Origin of the sequence: Treponema sp. UBA7567 (assembly GCF_002476655.1) — a bacterium.
Classification (GTDB): domain Bacteria; phylum Spirochaetota; class Spirochaetia; order Treponematales; family Treponemataceae; genus Treponema_D.
The window spans coordinates 1-21,175 of sequence record NZ_DLLH01000040.1; the positions used below are offsets into that span (position 1 = coordinate 1).

Genomic DNA, 21,175 nt, shown 5'->3' on the forward strand with positions numbered 1-21,175 from the left:
TAGCCGCTCATCCTCCGCGCCCGCTTGCGGTGGACTGCTCCGCAGGTGCTCCTATCCTTAACGCAGAAAAATCAGGCAAAATTTATACAAACCGTTCTGGCAAAAATCTTCCGGCATTAGCTTCTTATAGAAAAATTCTTTTTTTTTATTTATAATTTTTTCTGTGAAGAAAGGTATTTTTCTTTTGTTTTTTTTTGCCGTTGTTTTTTCTTCTTTTGGACGCGACTATTCTCATTTTTCAGAATATTCTTCAGAAGTTCCTCCCTTGCTTGAAGGCGTTTGGCAGGGCAGCGACAGGCTTTTGCTTTTTTCTGGAAAAGATTCTTCTTTTGCCTGCGTTCTTCGTGTCTTTTATCAGTGGTATGACGACCGAGCCGCAGAAAGCGGACAGTTTGCCCAAATTTCAAGCCGCGACAGAAACAATACGAGCGCAATTCATCCGGAAAACATCTCAATTGGCTTTAAGACGATTTTTGAAAATCCTTCAAAAACCGCGGCTGCATTCGAGCTAAGAATAAAATATCCTGCGCTAAAAGATTATGTTTATATTCCTCTTGCTGTCGTTGACGGAAAAATCTTTCTTAACTTTTTTATACGCGAAGCCTTTTTTGAAAATCCTGTTCTTGATGTCGAAAAATTTAATCAGGAAAATCCTCCGTCTAAAAATAATCTTTCAGTTTTGGAAACGGAAGTTTTTTTCTTAAAAGATTTTTCAGCTGCTTCTGGAATTACTATCTCGCCTCCTGTTATAAAAAATGAGCTTTTAAGCTATGTCGTGGACGGCAAGAACTTTTATCCNNTGGCTTTCTCAAATGGAAGAATCCGAAGACCGTGCCGAGCTTTTTGATGGAGAAAAAACATTCAGCCTTCCAAAATTTATTCAAGCTGCCGGAAATCTTTATGTCTGCGCAACGGGGCGAAGTTCAAAAATCCGAAATGTAAAAAAAATTGAAGATTTTCCGGTTAATTTTATTACCGATAGCGACAAGAAAATTTACGCTTATGGAAAAGAATATCTTGTCTATGTTCCAGGAACTGGAAATTATGAGCAGATTTTAAATATTGCCGAAAAAAACAATCAGCGCCGTCATCCGCCTTCAGCTCCGCCTTTTCCTGTCAAAGAGCCTGAATTTCGCTGGAAAGAAATTTCAGACATTGAAGTTTATGATGCTCGTACTTGGTCAAAACGGAACCTTGATATTCATAAATAATTGTATAAAATGCCAAAAATCATTATACTCGATAAATAAACTACAACAAAAAGAGGGCAGACGACTGTGTATACTCCAGTAAATCCAAAGCCAGATTTTCCTAGACAGGAAGAAGAAGTTTTAAAATTTTGGGAAAAAAATGATATTTTTAAAAAATCTATCCGTCAGCGCGACAAGGCAGAAGAATTTGTTTTTTTTGACGGACCTCCGTTTGCAACAGGACTGCCACATTTTGGACATTTTATTCCATCAACTATAAAAGATATAATTCCACGCTACCAGACTATGAAAGGCAAAAAGGTTGAGCGCCGTTTTGGCTGGGATTGTCATGGCCTTCCGGTAGAAAACCTTATTGAAAAAGAACTTGGAATCAACTCTAAGCACGAGATCGAAGCTTATGGAGTTGCCAATTTTAACGACAAATGCCGTGCTTCAGTTTTAAAATACACTTCAGAATGGCGAAAGACAATCACAAGAATGGGACGCTGGGTCGATTTTGACAACGACTACAAAACTATGAATCCTGATTATATGGAATCAATTTGGTGGGTTGCAAAATCTTTGTGGGACAAAGGTCTTATCTATGAAGGAAAATATATTCTTCCGTACTGTCCTCGCTGTGCAACCGTTCTTTCTACTCACGAACTTGCCCAGGGATATAAAGATGTAAAAGATACGGCAGTTACAGTTCGTTTTAAGATTACAAAAGCGCCTGAAGCAATTGACGACAAAGATTTGGAAAACGGCAGAACTTATTTTATTGCATGGACAACAACTCCCTGGACTTTGCCTTCAAATCTCGGTCTTTGTATGGGACCGGAAATCGACTATGTAAAAATTCTCGACAAGGAATCTGGAGATTTCTATATCTTTGCAGAAGCTAGACTTTGTGCTTATTACAAAAATCCTGAAGATTACGAAATTATCTACAGACGCAAGGGCAAGGATTTTATCGGCGCAGAATATGAGCCGCTTTTCCCTTATTTTGCAAGTCTTTCAGATCCTTCTGAATGTGAAAGAATTTCAGGACAAAAATGTTCTGAAGGCGCTTTCAGAATGTTCAATGCGGCCTACGTTTCTACAGAAGACGGTACAGGTATTGTTCATATTGCTCCTGCTTTTGGTGAAGACGATAATTTAGTGTTTAGAGGAAGCGGAGTTCCGAACGTTGAACCGATTGATGCAGAATGTAAATTTACTTCGGAAGTTTCTGACTATAAGGGAAGATTTGTAAAAGACTGCGACAAAGATATTTGCGACCGCTTGAAGGCAGAAAAAAAACTTGTAAAAAAAGAACAGTATGAGCACTCATATCCGCATTGCTGGAGATGTTCTTCTCCTCTTATTTACCGTGGAATTGGTTCTTGGTTTGTTAAAGTTGCAGACTATCATAAGGAGCTTTTAAATTCAAACAGTCAGATTAAATGGCAGCCTGCGCACATAAAAGATGGTCGCTTTGGAAAATGGCTCGCAGGCAGCCGTGACTGGGCTGTAAGCCGCAACCGTTACTGGGGGAATCCAATTCCAATCTGGAGATGCGATAATCCTGACTGTGGAAACAAAATCTGTGTAGGTTCAAGACAGGAACTTAAAGAGCTTTCTGGAACATACCCTGAAGATTTGCACAAGCAGTTTGTAGATAAAATAACTTTTGAATGTCCAAAATGTAAAAAAGGCACAATGCGTCGTATTCCGGAAGTTTTTGACTGCTGGTTTGAATCAGGTTCTATGCCTTATGCTGAACAGCATTATCCGTTTGAAAACAAAGAATATTTTGAAAAGCATTTTCCTGCAGACTTTATTTCAGAAGGTCTTGACCAGACACGCGGCTGGTTCTACACACTTACGATTCTTGCAACCCATTTGTTCGGTCGTCCGGCATTTAAGAATTGTATTGTAAACGGCCTTGTGCTTGCAGAAGACGGACGAAAAATGTCTAAATCTCTGCGCAACTACACTGACCCTGTCGAAGCTATCAACAAATTTGGTGCTGATGCGCTCCGTCTTTTCTTAACTCATTCTTCTGTAGTTCGGGCAGACGACCTTCGTTATTCAGACAATGGTGTTCGAGAAGTAATCAAAAACATCATAATTCCAATTTGGTCTGGATATAACTTCTTCATCAGTTATTCTAACGTAGAAAACTATAAGGCGACGGGCCATTATTTTGACGGCAAAACTCCTTCAAATCCTATGGATCGCTGGATTATTTCTGTTGCTCAGAAAATGGTAAAAGAAGTTACCGAAGCCTTGGACGATTATGACTTAAGTGCTGCGATCGATCCAATCATCGACTTTATTGACGAAATCAATAACTGGTATATCCGCCGTTCAAGAAAGCGTTTTTCCCGCAACGAAGACCGCAGCGACATGATTGAAGCTTTTGAAACTCTTTATACTGCTTTCAGGACTTTCTGTCTTGTTGCTTCTCCTTTTATTCCGTTCCTTGCTGAAGAAATTTGGCAGAATTTAAAACTTGAAGGCGACAAAGAGTCAGTTCATCTGATGGACTATCCTGTTTATAACGAAAAATTGCGCGACACAGCCCTTGAATTCAAGATGGCTACAGTACAGAAAGCTGTTTCTATGGGACGCTCTCTGCGCAACCAGTTCAACTTAAAGAACCGCCAGCCGCTTCTTTCGGCAGAGCTTGTTACAAGAGATCCAGAAGAACGCAAGGTTCTTGAAAGCATGGTTGATGCAATTGCCGAAGAATTGAATGTTAAAAAAGTAAATTTCCATGAAAGGGAAGATGAACTTGTTCACTATTCTGCGAAGGCAAATTTCCGTGTGCTTGGAAAAGAACTTGGTTCAAAAATGAAGATTGCGGCAGGAATTATCGCAACACTCAAAAATGAACAGATTTCTGATATTCTTTCTGGAAAAAACATCGAAATTGACGTTGAGGGACAGAAAGTTGAACTCAATTCGGAAAAAATTATTGTTGAGCGCACCGAAAAAGAAGATTTGAAAGTTCTTAACGATGGAACGATTACAATCGGCCTTGAAACAAAGGTTACTGATGAGCTCAAAAAAGAAGGCTATGTAAGAGATCTTATCCGCGGAATTCAGTCAATCCGAAAGGAGCAGGGGCTGACAGTTCAGGACAAAATCAATCTTAAACTGAGCGGCGATTCTGAATTAAAATCGGCTTACGAAATGTTCGCTTCATTGATTTCTACATCAACACTTACAAACGAGCAGTCTTGGGTAGAAAAAATTGACAGTGCAAAAGAAATCGAGGCAGACGATAAAATCTGGAGAATTTGCGTTGCAAAAGCATAAAAATTTAAAGTGCTTTCAGAAAATTTTATTTTCTGTCTGCACTTTTTTTTCTGTATTTTTAATTTTCTCCTGTAAATCTCCGGTTCAGATGGAGCAGGTTGAGCCTTTAAAACTGATTGATGGAGATTCGCCGGTTATTGTTTATATTCCTGTTTCTGCCAGTAAAACTTTTGTTGAATATGCAATGACTGATTTTTTTGATTTTTCGCAAAAAAATGTCAAGTCTATAGTTTCAAGAATGGAGAATATTGCCCTTGCTTTGGATTCTGACGAAAAAATTCAGATTGCAGTTGAAGGCTCTTTTCCAAAAACTGGAATAAAAATGGCTTTTTCTGAAAAAAAAGGCTGGAATACGCAGATTATAAAAGGAACGAATTTTCCTTTTGCTGTTTATTCTTCAGCTGCCGTTCCATTTAAAGTTGCTTTTCCTGATTCAAAAACTTTTGTTGCTTCCGAAAATGTTTCAAAAATGCTTGCCCGCTACGAAAATGAGCAAAATATTTTTGAATTTGGTGAAAACGGAAAGAATTCTCAAAATTCTCTTCCAGATGAAATTTACGATTTCTTGACAGACAACAAAGCTTCTCAGATTCGTTTTTATTCACAAAATCCAGGAAACCTCTTCGGAAAAATTGTCGGAAAAACGATAAATCTCGGACTAAAAAGTCTTTCTGGTTCTTTGGAAGAGTCAAAAGTCGATAAAAGATTTGCGCTTATCCTTAATCTTGAGCTTTCAAATCCGGCTATTGCAAAGGCTGCTGTTAAAATGCTAAAAGTTGCCTTGTTCCCGATTCCTGCAAAAATTGTGCAAAAAGGCGCTTCTCAGATTCAAATTTCGGATATTTCATTATCATATAATCAGCTTGGAAAAATTTTAAGGCAATAGCTTTTAGGAGGAACTATGAAAACTAGTGAAAAAATTATTCTCAAGGCAGAGGATCTTGACGGTTATTTAAAGGAGCAGGATTTTAAAGATATAAAGCTTTTGGAAGATATGTATGGGCAGACCCTCAAATCTTTTGAACCGCTCGACAAACAGAATGTGATCGACAGTTTTGACAAAATGGGACACGAGCTTCAGCGCATTTGCAACGAACATCCTCGTATTAAGGTTTTTTCCTTTGAAACCGAATCTGGAAGCCATGCGGAGGCTAGCCGCGTAATTTCGAAACTCCGCGATATAAATACCGGACATCAGGAATTTATCTATTACGTTCAACGTGCATACGAAATGCTTTTCCGCCTTGCTTTTACTGACCATTCAGAAAATAACAAGGGCCACATTGTCGTAAAAACTCCTGTTACTTTCCCTGCTCAAAATTATGCGGTTCATAAAATTCCTGATATTGATAAAGAAATTGAAAATTCTGTAATGTGCGTAATGCTGCGCGGCGCGCTTTTGCCAAGCATTATCATGTCAAAAGAAATCGAAGAATATTCCAGCCATAAATATGTGACTCCGTTTGCGCTTTTTAAGATTAACCGCGACGATTCAAAAAACGAAGACAATATGGAGTACATCCTCGATTTAAAAAAATCATTCTTCAATCTTGAAGATCTCGATGGAAAAGATTTGATTTTTGCCGACCCGATGAATGCGACAGGCGGTTCTCTTGTGACAGTTGTAAAATACCTTCAGCAGAATGGTGTAAAGCCAAAATCTATTAAATTTTTTAATGTGATTTCCGCATTAAAAGGAAGTCTTCGCGTAACACGCGCCCTCGAAAACTGCACTTGCTATACTTTGTGGCTCGACCCTGTTTTAAACGAAAAAGCATATATTATGCCAGGGCTTGGCGATGCTGGCGACCGTCTTAACGGCTGCGATAAAAAAGACAATCCCCGCAATATTATTCGTCTGATTGCAGATTATGGTTCAAATATTTCGGAACTTTACCGTAATCAGCTTGCAAAAATTGAAGAAACTGTTCTTGACTAGAAAGTTGAAAAAGTACAAATTTTTTTCCGCAGCTTTAGTTTTCATGGCAATTATTTCACTTTTCTCCTGCCAGAGCGAATATTCGTTTCGTGTGCCGGGGGAAAATGAAATTATTACAACGAATATCTCCTCAGAATATTTTGCAATTGCAGACGAATATTTAAATTTAAAAAATTATCAAAAGGCGATTCAGTATTATAAACTTGCCATGAAGAATAAATCGCTCAATGCAGCCGCTTATTACAAGCTTGCAAGAAGTTATGCCTTGGCGAAAGATTATGAATCTGCCGAAAAATGCTATGAAAAACTTCTCTCTGTCGATCCAGAAAATAAGGATTTGCAGATTTCTCTTGCATATATAAAGGGAATGAGCGGAAAAAACGAGGAAGCTGCGAGTCTTTATAAAGAATTGATAGAAAAGTTTCCGAACGATTCTTCTCTTTTGGAAAATTATTTAACCTTGCTTTTATTTTTGGAAAATTTCGAAGAATCAGAAAAACAATATCAGATTCTTTCAGAAAAATTTCCTGACAATGCAAACCTTCAGTCTTTTTCTGATAAAATTGAAAAGCTCCGCGAAAAACTCCAGCCTAAGGAAGAAACTGAAAATACTGCCGGCTCTCATGAAAGCCCTGTAAAAGAACCTGAAAAAACTCCTAAGCTTTAGGGCAGAGTTAAAAAATCTTATTTATTTAAGGATGCAGGCGTTGTATTTTTCTGGACTTGCCCTAAAAGCAATTATCGGAGAATCAGGCTCTGTCGCTGCATGTTTTTGAGCTTCGCTCGCTTCTGTCAAAAGCCTTTCGCTGCTCACTGTTCTCCCGTTTTTTGAAGAAAGCCCGATTGTCAGTTTTTGTCCGTCATCTTCCAGTTTTTTAGAAAAATCTTCAAAAACCTCTTTTGCAACTGTGATTGCGTCATCAAGACCCGTGTTTTTCAAAAGAACTGTAAAAAGGTTGTTTTCGTTTGAAAAAACAAGCGCATTTTGAGCAAAGTCCGAGTCAAAAATATTTTCTATTTGTTCTGATGAAATTTCGTTTTCGGAAGAATTAACTTTTATTATAAAAACCGCAAGGTCTGAACCGTTTTCTGCTGCTTTTACAAGTGCTTCTTCGCATTTTGCTTCAAGATTTTCAATCGGCTGTATTTTTGGAAAAGATTTTTCTTTTTCAGTGTCCGTTTTTTCAGAAAAAATCTCTTTGTCCGGGGTTTCTTTTTGAGAAAAATCTACAGTGTCAAAGCCGTCAAAAAGCTGTTTTTTTTCCTCCTCGGTCAAATCGTATTCGTTGTTCTGTTTTTCTGAAGAAAGTTCATCTGTTTTATTTTCAGAAAAAATTTCTTTGTCAGAACTTTCCTGTTCGTCTTCAAATGAAATTTCATCAATTTCGTCTTTTTCCGTTTTTGTAAAAATTAAAATCAAAATCGCAGCCAATGTTGCGGCAAAAATAACTATAAAAGCAGTTCGCGCATGATAAAAAAGAGAAGACTGGACCGCCGTATAAATTTCTGCATTTATGAGAATTGAATTTCCGTTTTTTGTCGGAAAATTTTTTGTAAAAGACTTTGCGCTTGATTTTCTTGAAAAGTATGTGTCTTTTGGCGGATAAAAATAAATCAAATTTCCGTCAACAGAAAGGTTTAATTTTTGGTAATTGCTGAAATCTCCTGCGGCACGAATAAAAGAATCTGAAAAATTATATGAATCGAGCGGATATGAATTTGCGGCATTTTGAGTTTTTATAGCTAAAGAATCGAAAATTTCTTCTGCCTGCAAAGGTCCGTTTTTTTTGTCGGAAACGATGCCAGAAATAAAATAAACTGCTGTAAAAACAAAAATAGCCGAAATGACTACAGAAATAAAGTTAAAGGTTCTTTTTTTCATATTCAGTAAGTATATCGCAAGCAGTCAGCACGTGCAAGTTTATAGCTGTCTTGAATTGAATGAGTCTTTTCGTAAAAAGCCATAACCGGAAGAAGCGGATAAAAAAATTGGTTCGTTAGTTCGCCTGTAAAATTTTCTGGAAGAGAGAGCAGTTTTTTCTTAAAAAAGGTGTTGAAAATCTCAAAATTAAAATCTTTGATTTCGACAGAAATTGATTTTCCGGGATTTTTCAAATAAGTTTCCAGCGAAAACCTGTAACTTTCCAGAACTTCTGTTGTAATTTTTTTTTCTTCAAGATAAATAAGTTTGGTTCTGTACATTAAAGTGCAAAAAGACTGTTCCGCCGTAGAAAGCCGGTTTTGTTTTTTATAAAAAATGTCATCGAGATATGTTCCTTTTGCGTAAGGTTTCCCGTTTAAATATGCAAAATCCGCTCCAAAAAATTCAATTTTTTCAAAGCCAAGAAAAAAGGCAAGGTCTGTGGCGGCGATTGTAACAGTTCCTGACCCAGAATTTAAATGAATAAAACTTGTTCCATTAAAGTGCGAAGCGATGGTTGAAAGCGGATGCCCCGATTCAAAAAAAAGAATTTTATTTTTTTGAACTGAAATCTTTTTTGTAGGAATTGAATTTGCGCAAAGATCGAAGGCAAAAATCGTCTTGTTTTTTTGTGCCTGATGAAGAAAATGCGAGTAACTTATGTTCTGGCCGTCAATGCTTACAACAACGTCTGGAACGATTTTTGAGCGCAAAAGACTTGAATATGCGGTGTCTGTCGAAATTATAAAATATTTGCCGGGATTTTTTTTCAGTTTTTCGATTGTAGTATCTAACGTCGGACCTGCCGCAATTATCGCCGCGGTCACTTTATTGTTTTTTTTGAGATTTTCGATCATTTGCGAGGCGTTTTTTTGTTCAGAAGCAATTTTAAGGTTTTCAAAGATATTTTTATTCCAGATTTTTCCAAAATGGCTCTGAACTGCAAAATCTGCTTTTACAGTTTTTATTGCTTTTTCGACGATTGTTTTTATAAGCTGCATTTTGTCGAAAAAAGCGTTTTCCCAGCCTCGCAAAAAACAAAAATTGAGGTTTCCGTAAATTGCAGGAAGATAATTTGATAAAATGTCTGTAAAAAGGCTTTGAGGTGTTGAAAAAATAATCCGTCTGTCTTCCAAAAGTTTGCTGCAAAGCGGAATCTGCCTTAAAAACTTAAAATCTTCAATATCGTTTTCTACAATGATTATTTTTCTGTCAAAGCTTTCTGTTAAAAGTTTTTCTATATGCCAGCCTGAACATAAACCTGCAACTACAAAAAATTTTTCTTTTTTTTCAAATTGAGACGCAAAAATTTCTGCCTCGTGAACAGGATCGTATTTTGAGCAGACGTAAATTCGATTTTTTACTGGAATTAAAATTCCGTTTTTTGAATTTTCGAGGGTTGTGTAAGAACTATTCATCAAAAAGTCTCCGGATTTTTTCTGCAAGTTCAGCCTTTTTTTGCTGGATTTTTAATTTTTGTCCATTTTTCTTTTCTTCGCAAAGCTCTCGCGCTAAAAGTATTGATTCAAGCGGAAAAAGTTCTCCGTCAAAATCTCCGCTTTCAAGAATTTTTAAAAAACGTGATTTAAATTCCTTTTTTTCGGCTGAATTTTTTGTTTTGAAAAAAACTTCCGTTGTAGAATCAAAATCAGCATTTTTTTTGTCAAAATCGAGTTCTTCCCATGACAAATCTTTTATTTGTCCGAGTTTTTCCGAAAAATTATAGTGATCTGAAAGCCTGAAAAGCCGTTCTTTTAAACTGTCTCCTTGATTTTTAAACCAGCTGCGGTAGATTTCGAGCGAACCTTTTGAATTAAATCTCGAAGAAACCTGCCTTTTTTCTTTTGTTCCAAGCCGAAAATCTTTATTTTGAGAGTTTTTTTCAAGCATATTTGGCTGGGCATGCTGAAATCCGTTGTTTTCTGCCAAATCCAGTCCGCAAAAGTAAACATTCTTTTGAGTCAGGTTTAGCGCAAAAGCTGCCGCAGTTCCGCTTACAGTTCCGTTTCTTAAGGCCGGAAAAAATTCAATTTTTGAATCAGTAAAAATTTTTTCTCCGATAGAAGAAGGATAGGCGAGCGGAAGAATTTTTTGGCTTTGCAAAATATTTTTTGGACAGTTTGCTTCGTCTGTGAGCGCAAAGACTGTGTTTTTAAGTTTTTTTAAATCTTCGCTGTTTAATTCAAGATGTTTTTTTGCCCAAAATCCGCCGTCACTGCTAATCACCAAATCTGGAAAAATTTTATTGTAGAGAAGAACCGAAAGTGAAGAAGAAACCGCAATCAAAAAGAAATTTTCGCGGTACTTTTTTATATTTTTTAGTGAAGACTGAAGTGAAGGCCCAGAAGCCGTAACTAGAATGTCTTTTTTTATTCTGCGAAGTGAATAAAAATTCTGTCCGAATTTGCAGAAAGCCAGCGAATTTAAGAACCAGCGTTTTGCAAATTTTTCGCGCGTATAAAGCACGTCTCTTGCTGTCAAAACTGCAATTTTAATTTCTTGCCAGACTGAATTTGAAATTTCTGGAAAAATATTTTTGCTTCCTGGCCAGTCAAAAATCAACGCAGAAAGAATTTTTTCTTCTCCAAGCGCAGAATAAAGTTTTTGAGCGAAATTTTTTGTTTGAAAAAAATAAAAAACTTTGTCCCAAAGACTGTCTGTTTTGCAAAAAACATCTGTAAAGCGAATTGCAATCAGTTCGACAGAAGGAAAACTTTTTCTTAAAAAAGCGGCGCAAAAGGAGAGAGCCGGCTCCAAAATAATTACGCAAGATGGTTTAAAAGTACATTCAATCGAACTGCAGAATGCCTGCGCTTCTTTTGAAGGATCGTAAGCAGAATGGAAATATTTTTCGTTCAGTCTGCAGGTTTGCTCGCCGTTTTTTGCATTAAAAAAAACAAAATTCAAATTAGTTTCGCTCAATTTGAATTAGTCCTGGGATAAAAATGTGAGCGTTCCGTGCGGAGTTTTACAGATTCCTGCGCAGAGTACAAGAAGATTTTGCATATTTGAATTCAAAAAAAACTTTTTTGCAGAAATGTTCAACTGAAACTGTAAAAATTTTTCATCAATTTCTTCTTTTGAAAAAATTACGGCTTTAATTTCTTCATCTTGACCTAGAGCGCAACAGTTTGGAAAAGAAAAGAGAGTTTTTAAGTATTCAAAAAGCTGTTTTAATGCTGTCTGTTTTAGAAGTTCCTTAAAAGGCGAAGAAAAATTTTTAAATGCTTCTTCAAGCGAAAGTTTTGCAGAAATAATAAAAAGGCTGGCATCTGAAATATCAAATCCTTCGCAAAGTTTTGTTTCGCCCGGCAAATTTTGGTTTTGAAGAGACTTGGTTTTTAAAATTTTGATTAGATTTTCTGCAAATTCTGACTCAGAAAGATTTAATTCTTCCTGAAAATTTAGCGCAAAAAAATAGCAGGTTGAATTTTCGTGTGAGAACGGAAATATGGAAACTTTTTTGATTTTGTCTTTGATTTCAGTCGAAAAAAGCTGAAAAAAAGGATTTAGGCTTTCTCCTTCAAAAAAAATCCAGCCTTTTTTGCCGCTTATAAGTCCGTCCCAAAAATCTTTTGTTGAAAGAGAATTTGTTATCGTTGTCAAATCAAGATTCTGGGTTTCAGAAAGATAATAAAAATCATCCTTTAAAGAAAAAATTCCTGAATGTGTAAAGCCGTTTTTACTTGCAAAAGCACAGAAATCAATATTTGCTGTTTCCTGTGCCTGAGGTTTGCCGGCGCATTTTTTTAGCTCATCGGCACGAGCTAAAAGACCGGCTTTTTCTGTAGTTAAATTTTCAATACGGCTTAAAAGACCCATTATGCAAGTCCCAATTCCTTGAAAAGCTTTTTGTATGTATCAAATTGCTCTGACTGCGCAAATTCTGCAATTTTGTTTTCCGGCAAATTTTCGAGCAGCTGATCCATGTAAGAAAGTACAGATTTAATTTCTGATTTTAGGTTGTCAGAAATATCTTTGCTTTCTTTTGTTTCTGGTTCTTCTTTAACTTCCTGCAAGGTTTCTGGTTCAACCTTTTCTGTGGCTTCAGTTTCTTCTGATTCGGGGAGTTCCAAAAGCTCTTCTGAATTTTCGTTTTGTTCCGATTCTTCAGGAGCTTTTGAGAGATAGTCGAGTTTTTCATCGGTGAGAGTCTCGCTGATTGAAGGTTCAACGGCAGAAAGCTCAAACGGATCTTCATTAAAACTGTCAGAAGCATTTTCGGTTTTATTTTCGCTATCTTTTGTTTCTAAAAGGTCAGTTGGGCTTGACTCAACCAAGATGTCGTCATTTTTTGGAACGGAAATCTCTTCCGGTAAATCATTTTCCTTAGAAATATTTGTATAATCTACGTCATCAAGAGTAGGCGGTTCTTCTGTATTTTCTGTCTGGGCGTTTTCAAATTCCATTGCAAAATCATCGTCCGAAAGAATGTCCTCGTCAGAAATATCCGCGACGTCATCTGCGCTTCCAAAAAGATTTTCTGTTTTCTCTGCAGCTTCCGGCTCTTCCTTAAATTCTGGCTCTTCGCTAGAAAGTTCTTCCGGTTCAGAAATATTATCCTGTGTTTCTTTTGTTTTTTCAGATTCTGTTTCTTTTTTCTTGTCTTCGTCTGTTTCCTCAGCCTGCGCAATGTCTGCTGTGTTCAAAATATTGTCCATTTCATCTTTTGAAAGGGCGATTGTGTCGTCTTCGTCTGAATTTGAGAAAAATCCTTCGTTTTCGGAATCATTGCTTTCCAATTTTAAATTTCCAGGCTGTTTTTCGTTTTTGAGGGTTTCAAATTCATTTTTTAACGATGCAATTTCGTTTTTTAACGAAGAAAGTTCTGTAACAATCTGGCTGAAAATGGCCGTCATCTGTGTCGAAGGTTTTTCTGTTTCAAGTTCGCCTTCGTCCAAAATTGGCGCTGTAATCGAATCTGCAACTTCTGCAACTTTTTCGTCGTCATTTTCAAGGAAAGACGCCGCTTCTTCATCGAATGTGTCCGGAATTTCTGTTTCTTCAACTTCTTTTTCTGTCAAATCAGCGGCATCGGCTTTCGGTTCGTCAATGATTTCGCTTTCCGGAGTGATTTCAACTGGCTGTGCAGAAGGTTTTGTTTCCGAAACTGTGTTTTCAGAAACTGCTTCTTTCGGCTCGTCAATGATTTCTCTTTCTGGAGCTGTTTCAACCGGCTCTGCTGAACTTCCGCCAACGTCCGAAATGCTTACAGTGTCTCCGGTTGTTTCGTCGGTAATATTGTCGAGAATTGAGTCAAGGTCAAAATCATCATCGTCTGCGCTTGCTTCAGAAGTTTCTGTTTCTTGAGGTTCGCTTTCAAAACTCTGTTCTTCTTCTGGTTCAAGAGAAATTGTTTCTTCAGTATTTATGGTTTCAACTTCCTGTTTTGGAGTAGTTTCTGTTTCTAGAGAAGGTTCTTTTTGTTCTGGAATTTCAGGCGCTTCCTCATTTTCTGCGCTTTCCGGAGCTTTTTCTGTTTCCTGGAAATCCGAATCGTCGAAACCGAATTCACTCAAATCAACGCTTTCCATTCCATCATTGCCTGCATTTGCTTCAGAAGAAGAATCGTTTTTGTCAAAGCTCAAATCATCAAGACCGAATTCGCTCAAATCAACGTCATGAGTTCCTGCTGGCGAGTCTGCGCTTGAAGTTTCCTGTGCATTCTGAGAAGTTTCCTGCAAAGCTGGAGCTGGCTCATCCGACGGCTCGTCAAACGAGAGATCTACATTAAAAATATCATCGTCCGAAGCGCTTTCTGAATTGTCAGAATCAAATGCGTCTTCAGGAGTTTCTGTTTCTAAATCCGCTGCAACGCTAAAATCGTCCTCAGCGGCAGTCTCTTTTGAAATTTCCGGCTGTGAAGCAAAGTCGGTTTCTTGCCCAGTTTGTGCCGCCGCTTTTTCCGCTTCTTTTTCTTTTATTTTGTCTTCATCAGGTCCTGTTTCAAAGACACCGCCTTCGATAAATTCGTCGAGAGAAATTTCTTCCTCAGTGTTAGAAACTGGCGAATCAGAAACTTTGTTTTCTGTTTCAAGCCCAGCCAAATCCTCAGCCGAAAGCGCATCGTCAGAATTGTCCGAAGCTGAAAAATCTGAAGGCTCATCAATTACATCTAAATCAGAAAAATCTGGCAAATCCGTGTCAAAATTAAAAACGTCGTCTGAATTAACAGAAGTCTCAGAGGAATCCACTGTCTTTGGAGGGGTTTTTACCCAAACGCCGTAACTGTCAAGTTCATTTGTTTCTTTTGAATCGCTCATAAAATTCCCCTTGCAAAAAGTTTTATCAAAGAAAATATCGGCATAACCGCTCAAAATCTTCATCTTAAAAACTTAAAAAATAAGACTTATAAATCAATATTTTAACAGAATTTTTTTTCAAAGTCTATTTTTGAAAGTTTAAAAATTACTTAAAACTTTTTTTAGTTTGGACCGCATCGCCTGTCTATCCGGCCAGCCGGGGTTCGCTAGGCGCTCATTGCCTTTCGGCAACGGCACTGCCGCCCCTTTTGTCCGGGGTAGGTTTTTCTCAAAAATTTTTGTTTTCCGCTTTTAAATTTCAAAAAATAAAAAAATCCCGTTATAAAAATCAAAAAATCAGCCGATATTCTAGATTATGAAAAGGTTTAGGATTTTGTCAGCGGCTTTAACAGGAACTTTTGTCTATGTTTTTATTTCTGTTTTTGCAGGAAGAGACGGTCTTTTGGCAGAAAGACAGCAGCGGGAGCAAAAAAGAATCCTTGCAGTCCGGACAGAATCAATCCAAAAAACAAATAATTCTCTCAAGCTTGAATGTACGGCTTTGCAAAACGACAAAGAAGTAATCGAAGGTCTTGCAAAAAAACTCGGTTATGTTTCTGACGGCGACAAAATCGTTAAGATAAACGGTCTTCCTTTTGAACAGGAAAAGATATATGATGCAGGTACGCCTATAAAAGCCCGTGAGCCTGAATATCTTCCTGAATGGGTCGGAAAAGTTCTTGGAATTGCAGCCTTTTTGACGGTCTGCCTGTATTCACTTTATCAAGATATAAAATCTGGACTTTTTAAGCGAAGAAAAAATCCTGTCTTTATGGAGGGCATTCCTGTTTATGATTTGCCGCAAGTCTGATTCGGAATCTATTTTTATTGCCGCTGATTACATTCGCCGCGGAAAAATTGTCATTCTTCCAACCGACACGGTCTACGGTTTTTCTGGAATTGTTGACGGAAGACATTATTCTTACCACACAGAGCAAAAAATCTCAGAAATAAAGGGAAGGGAAGAAGGAAAAAGGTGCATCCAGCTTCTTTCAAAACCAGAGGACTTAAAAAAATATACTCGCGATCTTGTTCCTGATGAGCTGCTTTCTTTTTGGCCCGGTCCGCTTACGATAATCGTTCATACTTTTGAACAAGACGGAAATTTTGCAACAACTGCATTCCGCTGTCCTGGCGACGAATGGCTCAGAAAATTGATTGCAGAATGCGGCGCGCCAATTTATTCAACTAGTGTAAATAAAAGCGGTTCTGCTCCTTTAAATAATCTTTGCGAAATAAAAAAAGAGTTTGGTTCTGCTGTTGACTTGATTATTGATGACGGAGACAAAACTTCAGGTGTTCCTTCTACAATAGTGGCTTTGGAAGAAGACGGAACAGTCCAGCTTGTACGGCAGGGGCAGATAAAACTTGACTGCGCGGTTTAAAAGAAAATTTTATTTTTTGTGCCAGGTTACGTTTTGATTTCCGGCTTTTACTTTTTCGGCCTTTGAATCGTCTCTTAAAAGAGTTGTCTTTGTGCCGGAAAGCGCATTTTCATCATTCATTGTAAAATTCCACTCGATTGGAGAAGCGTTCGGTGCAACAGAAAGCGCAATTTCACGCGGAAGTTCTGGATAAAAAGAGGCGTTTGGTTTTCCGATTTGCCGGATTTTTATGATGCTTCCGTGTTCAGAATTTTCTTCTGCCGAAACAGAAATGTTCATAGTTGCGCCGTTTTTAAAGATTATAAAACCGCGTCCGCCCCGCAAAATAACGATTTTGTCTGTAAAAGGCTCTCCGCTCCATATTCCAGAAAGTTTTTCAATGTTAAAGCTTTTTTGCGCGAAAGCTGAATTTTTTGAAGAAGCCGACAAAGATTCATTCTCGGAATTTCTCATTTTTATTTTGTCTAAAAGTTCGTGAATCGTGTCTTTTGAGTTTGTCAGCATTTTGTAGTATGAATCATAATTTTTGCTTTTCTGGTAAGTTGTTCCGCCTGAAGAATCTGGAATCCCTGCAAAAAAAATGCAGTTCCAAAAAACTGCTGATTCGTCTTTTTTGTCTTCGGTTATTTCTGCGTAAAAAGCAATTTTTGGCGCATGAGTCGAAGATGTGTCCGGAATTGAACTTAAGACAGTTCCTGGATTCTGCCTTTTGTCATGGACAGAAACTCCGTCGATTGCATTTAGCTGCGTAAAGAAAAAATCCTGGGCCATTTTCAGCATGTTTGAATCTGCCGACGATGAAATGACGCCGTAATAATCGAGCTGGAGCGGGGCTGCAAAAACTGATTGCATTACGGTGAGAAATACTGCTGTAAAAATTGCAGATAACTTTTTCAAATAAAATCCCCGTTTTACAGGTTTGAATTTCTAAATTCTCTCTGTAAATCTCTGTTCACATCGCGCTCTTTAATTGAAGCCCGCTTGTCAAACTGCTTTTTACCTTTGCAAACGCCAAGCGTAAGTTTTACGCGTCCATTTTTTAAATAAAAATCCAATGGAATCAAAGTAAAACCTTTTTCATCAACTTTGCGCTGGATCCGCTTTAACTCTTCCTTGTGGACGAGCAGTTTTTTTACTCTGTCTGGATTATGGTTAAAAATGGACGAATATTTGTATTCTGAAATATGAAAATTTCGCATCCATAACTCACCATTTTGAATTTCGGCAAAAGAATCGTTGAATGAAACATTTCCTTCTTTTACAGACTTGACTTCTGTTCCTTCGAGGACAATTCCGCATTCGTATTTTTCTTCGACAAAATAGTCAAAACGGGCTTTTTTATTTTGTGCAATAATTTTTACGTTTTCAGACATAGAAGTAATTATATTCTTAATGGGTTTACCTTGCAACCTGCCATAAAAAGATGTATGTTTTATTTATGTTTCGAGATATTTATTCAGTTTCCTACAGGATGAAAAGGGAGCTTTATCACCGTGTTTTTTTAATTCTTCTTTCTGTTTTTGTCTGCTTTGCAAGCATAAATTTAATCCGGCTTGCGCTTTTTTATCCAGTTCTTTCAAAATCTGATTCTATGTCGCCAGGTATTGCCTCTGATTGCGTTGTTCAAATTGCTCCTCTTTTGCGGAATCCTGAACGCGGTCAGGTTATGCTTGTAAGTCCAAAAGATGAGCCTGTTCATTCTTTTTTTGAAAAATCTGTTGACTTTGTCTGCCGCTTTTTTACAGTCCAGCAGTATTCTCCTTTTGCTAAAAACGAACTGTCGCCGTCTTTCCGGCGCGTTGTCGGTCTTCCGGGAGATACGATTTATATTTCAAACCATCTTGTTTACATAAAACCCGAAGGCCAGTCCCAGTTTCTTACGGAATTTGAACTTACAAAGATAAAATACACTCTCTCTGTTCCGGAAATTTCCGCAAAAACTGACAGCAGAATCGGCACTGTAGGAAATATGGAACAATTCATCTTAAAAGAAAACGAATATTTTGTTCTTGCGGACAACCGTCTTGAATCTTCTGATTCCAGGCTTTGGGGACCTGTAAGTTCGGCTTCTTTCAAGGGCAGGGCGCTTTTTATTTATTTTCCTTTTTCAAAAATGAAGCTTTTTTAGTTTTAAGGAAATTTAAATGGAGATTTCCCTTTATGTTCACGTTCCTTTTTGCAGGCAGAAGTGCGATTACTGCGATTTTTTCAGTATTCCTTCAAATCGCGCTTCCTGTATTTGTCCAGATGAGGAATATGTCCGTTCAGTTTTAACTGAAATTCGTTTTTATGTAAAAAAATACTCAGTTTCACGCTGGAAAACTGTCTATATTGGAGGCGGAACTCCGAGCCAGCTTGGAGCAAAACTTCTTTTTGAACTTGTCTCTGGCATAAAAAATGCTGTTTCCGGCAAGACGGCAGATGAATTTACCGTTGAGATGAACCCTGAAGATTTGACAGAGGATATTTTGGATTCTGCGCAAAATGCCGGCGTGGACAGAATTTCAATAGGCGTTCAGGCTCTCGACCAAAAGGCCTTGGACAGCATAAACAGGCATTGCTCGCTTAAAACTGCAATTTCTGCGCTTGAACTTCTTCAAAAAAAATGGAAAAAAAAGCTTTCTGTCGATTTTATAGCAGGTCTTCCTGGACAGACTTACAGTTCTTTTAAAAAACAGTTTGAGATGGTTTTTAACTGCAAAAACATCGAGCATATTTCACTTTATTCGCTTACTTTGGAAGAAAATACTCCGCTTTATAAAAAAATCGAGTCTGGAAAAATAAAATGGAGCCAGCAAAAAACAGACAGAATGTGGATTTTGGGCAGAAAAATTTTAAAAGAAAATGGATTTATTCAGTACGAAGTAAGCAATTTTGCAAGAACAGGAGCAGAAAGTCGTCACAACAAAGTTTACTGGCATCTTGAGAATTATATTGGCTGTGGAAGCGGCGCGTGCGGCAGTGTTTACGGCGATGTTTCAGAACGCTGGACGAATACCTGTTCTATTAAAAATTATGAAAATTTCTGGCTTAACTTTAATTCTGAATCAGAAATTCCGGAATCGATACGGCAAGTTGAAAAAATCGATTTACAGACCCAGGAATTTGAATGGCTTATGATGGGATTTAGACTTTTGGAAGGCGTATGTTCAGAAGAATTTAAAAAACGCTTTGGAAAAAGCCTTGAAGAGAGAATCGGCGTAAAAGACGGACTTTTTTTTGAATGGTCTAAAAAACATCTTGCCCGCAGTTACAAAAAAGACGGCAAAACTTTTTATGCTCTTAACGAACGCGGACTTATGCTTTTGAATTTGTTTTTGGAATCGTTATTGTAAAATTTGTTCCGACTCCAACCTGCGATTTTACATCGATTTTCCAGCCGTGAGAATCGATTATGTTTTTTACGACCGAAAGTCCGATTCCGTAGCCAGGTTCGTTTCGGCTGTTTGAAGCCCGGTAAAAAATATCAAAAATGAACTGGATGTCCTTTTCGTTTATTCCGATGCCTGTATCTTCTATAGAAATTTTAATTTCGCTTTCTGTTTCGTTTGCCTTGATTATTATTACATTTTTGTCTTTTGTATAGCGTTGGGCATTTGAATAAAGATTGTCTAAGGCTCTTAAAACTAGTTCTTTGTTGAGCATAATTTGCGTGTCCGGCGAAACCTGGATCTCTGTTTTTACATTTCTGTTAAAAATTGTTCCAGAATTTTTGCAGGATTCTGCAAATTCCTGAAGCAAAGGAAGAATCGGCTGCAATGTAAGATTATTTTTATGTTCCGCCGTCTCAAGTTTGACAAAATTTATCAGCGAATTGAGCATAGCTTCGAGCTGGTTTGTTTTGTTTAGAATTATATTTATGGATTTTGCAATTTCTTCCTTGCCGCTTACAACTCCGTCGTCAATTGCTTCAAGATAACCTTTTATGACTGCGACGGGTGTGCGCAGGTCATGGCTCATTCCCATTATAAAACGTTTTCTTCTTTCTTCGTTTTCAAGAAGGCTTATGCGCATTTTGTCGAGATTCCCGATTAAATCAGTAATCTCGTTTTCTCCGCGGTGATTTTTCCGTCTTTCCAGTGGTTTTGATACTTGTCCGTCCGCAAGTCTTTTTGTAGAACGCTGAAGAAAAGTTATTGACCTTGAAATTGTATTTGAAATATGCAGTGTAAAAATTATGCAGGCAAGTTCAATCACCGAGGCAACAAGAAAAGAAATCCTTATGATTTTTTCAAAAGAAATTCCTTCGACTGCAAGTTGTCTGTTGATTGGAATCATTGCGAAGGCAACTAGCGGAATAAGTACAACAAGAAGAAGAAAAATATGTAGCTGCCGTTTTATTTTCATTTAAACTGTGCCTTTTTCGAATTTGTAGCCCATGCCAAATACTGTTTTTATATATTTTGGCGAAGATGGATCTTCTTCAATCTTTTTTCTTAGGCGCTGAACATATACAGCAACGGCTGTAATATCTCCGTACTGAGCCTTCCATACTTCTCTGTAGATTTTTTCTGGTCCCAAAACTTCATTTTCGTGAGAAATTAAGAATTCGAGAACTTCATATTCTTTTGTAGAGAGAGGAATTTTTTCCGGACCTTTTTTTAGTACGCAGCTGTTAAGCAGAACAGTGTACGGGCCAAATTCGTAAGAAGCTTCTGCTGCTGCGGTAACTTTTGCCTGCCGGCGAAGAATTGCTTCGACTCTTGCTGTAAGAACTTTTGGTGAATACGGCTTTGTAACAAATTCGTCTGCGCCGTTTCCAAGACCTTTTATAATATCTTCGTCTGCATCGCGGGCAGAGACTATAATTACTGGAAGAGATGAATTGTATTCATCGCGGAATTTTTTCAGGAAGTCAAAACCGCTCATTCCCGGAAGATTTAAATCCAAAATGATTAAGTCTGGCATTTGTTTATCAATGTATTCAAGCGCTTCTTCTGCGCTGCCAACGGATTCAACTGTCATTCCTGATTTTTTCAGATACATAGAGGCAAGTTCTGCCATTTCTGGAACGTCTTCAACAACAAGAATTTTAGAATTCATTTTATATTCCCGTAAAAAGTCAAGATTAAAACTTGAGTTTTAACCTTGACTTTTTAAGTTGTTTCNNCGCAACGAAGTGAGAAACAACC

The 21,175-nt window shown here is 37.6% G+C and carries 18 protein-coding genes; 9 read left to right on the top strand and 9 right to left on the bottom strand.

Annotation, left to right across the window (positions count from 1 at the left end; genetic code table 11):
* The first annotated feature begins 812 nt into the window (after positions 1–812).
* The 5 genes from B3Y13_RS04880 (at position 813) to B3Y13_RS04900 (ending at position 7,102) form a co-directional block, all read left to right on the top strand.
* On the top strand, positions 813–1,211 hold the full coding sequence (locus tag B3Y13_RS04880) for a hypothetical protein (RefSeq protein WP_296693055.1): 399 nt from the start codon (positions 813–815) through the stop codon (positions 1,209–1,211).
* 66 nt (positions 1,212–1,277) lie between these two features.
* Positions 1,278–4,496, top strand: coding sequence for an isoleucine--tRNA ligase (gene ileS, locus B3Y13_RS04885; protein WP_296693058.1), 3,219 nt, complete (start codon positions 1,278–1,280; stop codon positions 4,494–4,496).
* Positions 4,483–5,382, top strand: coding sequence for a lipoprotein (locus tag B3Y13_RS04890; protein WP_349681360.1), 900 nt, complete (start codon positions 4,483–4,485; stop codon positions 5,380–5,382). The genes ileS and B3Y13_RS04890 overlap by 14 nt, the downstream gene beginning before the upstream one ends.
* A 15-nt stretch (positions 5,383–5,397) precedes the next feature.
* Positions 5,398–6,435, top strand: a complete 1,038-nt coding sequence (locus B3Y13_RS04895) for a uracil phosphoribosyltransferase (protein WP_296693063.1) — start codon at positions 5,398–5,400, stop codon at positions 6,433–6,435.
* A 43-nt stretch (positions 6,436–6,478) separates the two neighbouring features.
* Positions 6,479–7,102 carry a tetratricopeptide repeat protein gene (locus B3Y13_RS04900; RefSeq protein WP_296693066.1) on the top strand — a complete coding sequence of 208 codons (624 nt, stop codon included), beginning with the start codon at positions 6,479–6,481 and terminating at the stop codon, positions 7,100–7,102.
* A 21-nt stretch (positions 7,103–7,123) separates the two neighbouring features.
* On the opposite strand, the gene B3Y13_RS04905 is transcribed toward B3Y13_RS04900, so the two are convergent.
* From B3Y13_RS04905 to B3Y13_RS04925, 5 genes are read right to left on the bottom strand one after another with little or no spacing between them, the layout of a single operon-like run.
* A complete protein-coding gene (locus tag B3Y13_RS04905) occupies positions 7,124–8,317 on the bottom strand; it encodes a hypothetical protein (RefSeq protein ID WP_296693069.1) in 1,194 nt (397 codons plus the stop codon).
* Positions 8,318–8,319: 2 nt separating this feature from the next.
* Positions 8,320–9,774, bottom strand: a complete 1,455-nt coding sequence (locus B3Y13_RS04910; protein WP_296693073.1) for a motility associated factor glycosyltransferase family protein — start codon at positions 9,772–9,774, stop codon at positions 8,320–8,322.
* Positions 9,767–11,278 carry a 6-hydroxymethylpterin diphosphokinase MptE-like protein gene (locus B3Y13_RS04915; RefSeq protein WP_296693077.1) on the bottom strand — a complete coding sequence of 504 codons (1,512 nt, stop codon included), beginning with the start codon at positions 11,276–11,278 and terminating at the stop codon, positions 9,767–9,769. The genes B3Y13_RS04910 and B3Y13_RS04915 overlap by 8 nt, the downstream gene beginning before the upstream one ends.
* Before the next feature lie 6 nt (positions 11,279–11,284).
* Positions 11,285–12,178, bottom strand: coding sequence for a hypothetical protein (locus tag B3Y13_RS04920; protein WP_296022766.1), 894 nt, complete (start codon positions 12,176–12,178; stop codon positions 11,285–11,287).
* Positions 12,178–14,619 carry a hypothetical protein gene (locus B3Y13_RS04925; RefSeq protein WP_296693080.1) on the bottom strand — a complete coding sequence of 814 codons (2,442 nt, stop codon included), beginning with the start codon at positions 14,617–14,619 and terminating at the stop codon, positions 12,178–12,180. The genes B3Y13_RS04920 and B3Y13_RS04925 overlap by 1 nt, the downstream gene beginning before the upstream one ends.
* A gap of 355 nt (positions 14,620–14,974) precedes the next feature.
* Between B3Y13_RS04925 and B3Y13_RS04930 the strand changes: the two genes are divergently transcribed.
* Positions 14,975–15,469 carry a septum formation initiator family protein gene (locus B3Y13_RS04930; protein WP_296022768.1) on the top strand — a complete coding sequence of 165 codons (495 nt, stop codon included), beginning with the start codon at positions 14,975–14,977 and terminating at the stop codon, positions 15,467–15,469.
* Positions 15,450–16,043: an L-threonylcarbamoyladenylate synthase gene (locus B3Y13_RS04935; RefSeq protein WP_296668863.1), complete on the top strand. Its 594-nt coding sequence runs from the start codon at positions 15,450–15,452 to the stop codon at positions 16,041–16,043. The genes B3Y13_RS04930 and B3Y13_RS04935 overlap by 20 nt, the downstream gene beginning before the upstream one ends.
* Positions 16,044–16,052: 9 nt before the next feature.
* Here B3Y13_RS04935 and B3Y13_RS04940 read toward each other — a convergent pair whose 3' ends face one another.
* Positions 16,053–16,940 (bottom strand): TP0183 family DNA metabolism protein, encoded by an 888-nt coding sequence (locus B3Y13_RS04940; RefSeq protein WP_296668865.1) that lies wholly within the window; start codon positions 16,938–16,940, stop codon positions 16,053–16,055.
* A 14-nt stretch (positions 16,941–16,954) separates the two neighbouring features.
* Positions 16,955–17,416, bottom strand: a complete 462-nt coding sequence (gene smpB, locus B3Y13_RS04945; protein ID WP_288585298.1) for an SsrA-binding protein SmpB — start codon at positions 17,414–17,416, stop codon at positions 16,955–16,957.
* A 65-nt stretch (positions 17,417–17,481) separates the two neighbouring features.
* Between smpB and lepB the strand changes: the two genes are divergently transcribed.
* The gene (gene lepB, locus B3Y13_RS04950; RefSeq protein ID WP_296022771.1) at positions 17,482–18,171 is read left to right on the top strand and encodes a signal peptidase I; all 690 of its coding nucleotides are present in this window, start codon (positions 17,482–17,484) and stop codon (positions 18,169–18,171) included.
* Between the two features lie 16 nt (positions 18,172–18,187).
* Positions 18,188–19,378 carry a radical SAM family heme chaperone HemW gene (gene hemW / locus B3Y13_RS04955; RefSeq protein ID WP_296693083.1) on the top strand — a complete coding sequence of 397 codons (1,191 nt, stop codon included), beginning with the start codon at positions 18,188–18,190 and terminating at the stop codon, positions 19,376–19,378.
* Here hemW and B3Y13_RS04960 read toward each other — a convergent pair.
* A complete protein-coding gene (locus tag B3Y13_RS04960) occupies positions 19,341–20,390 on the bottom strand; it encodes a sensor histidine kinase (protein WP_296693086.1) in 1,050 nt (349 codons plus the stop codon). The genes hemW and B3Y13_RS04960 overlap by 38 nt on opposite strands.
* A complete protein-coding gene (locus tag B3Y13_RS04965) occupies positions 20,391–21,086 on the bottom strand; it encodes a response regulator transcription factor (RefSeq protein ID WP_296022774.1) in 696 nt (231 codons plus the stop codon).
* Between the last annotated feature and the right edge of the window lie 89 nt (positions 21,087–21,175).

Bases quoted from the DNA above. Each gene is read 5' to 3' on its own strand.
- B3Y13_RS04895 (WP_296693063.1), top strand. From the start codon at position 5,398: ATGAAAACTAGTGAAAAAATTATTCTCAAGGCAGAGGATCTTGACGGT.
- smpB (WP_288585298.1), bottom strand. From the start codon at position 17,416: ATGTCTGAAAACGTAAAAATTATTGCACAAAATAAAAAAGCCCGTTTT.
- B3Y13_RS04905 (WP_296693069.1), bottom strand. From the start codon at position 8,317: ATGAAAAAAAGAACCTTTAACTTTATTTCTGTAGTCATTTCGGCTATT.
- B3Y13_RS04925 (WP_296693080.1), bottom strand. From the start codon at position 14,619: ATGAGCGATTCAAAAGAAACAAATGAACTTGACAGTTACGGCGTTTGG.
- B3Y13_RS04935 (WP_296668863.1), top strand. From the start codon at position 15,450: ATGATTTGCCGCAAGTCTGATTCGGAATCTATTTTTATTGCCGCTGAT.
- B3Y13_RS04880 (WP_296693055.1), top strand. From the start codon at position 813: ATGGAAGAATCCGAAGACCGTGCCGAGCTTTTTGATGGAGAAAAAACA.
- B3Y13_RS04960 (WP_296693086.1), bottom strand. From the start codon at position 20,390: ATGAAAATAAAACGGCAGCTACATATTTTTCTTCTTCTTGTTGTACTT.
- hemW (WP_296693083.1), top strand. From the start codon at position 18,188: ATGGAGATTTCCCTTTATGTTCACGTTCCTTTTTGCAGGCAGAAGTGC.
- B3Y13_RS04900 (WP_296693066.1), top strand. From the start codon at position 6,479: ATGGCAATTATTTCACTTTTCTCCTGCCAGAGCGAATATTCGTTTCGT.
- B3Y13_RS04920 (WP_296022766.1), bottom strand. From the start codon at position 12,178: ATGGGTCTTTTAAGCCGTATTGAAAATTTAACTACAGAAAAAGCCGGT.
- lepB (WP_296022771.1), top strand. From the start codon at position 17,482: ATGTTTCGAGATATTTATTCAGTTTCCTACAGGATGAAAAGGGAGCTT.
- B3Y13_RS04930 (WP_296022768.1), top strand. From the start codon at position 14,975: ATGAAAAGGTTTAGGATTTTGTCAGCGGCTTTAACAGGAACTTTTGTC.
- B3Y13_RS04965 (WP_296022774.1), bottom strand. From the start codon at position 21,086: ATGAATTCTAAAATTCTTGTTGTTGAAGACGTTCCAGAAATGGCAGAA.
- B3Y13_RS04910 (WP_296693073.1), bottom strand. From the start codon at position 9,774: ATGAATAGTTCTTACACAACCCTCGAAAATTCAAAAAACGGAATTTTA.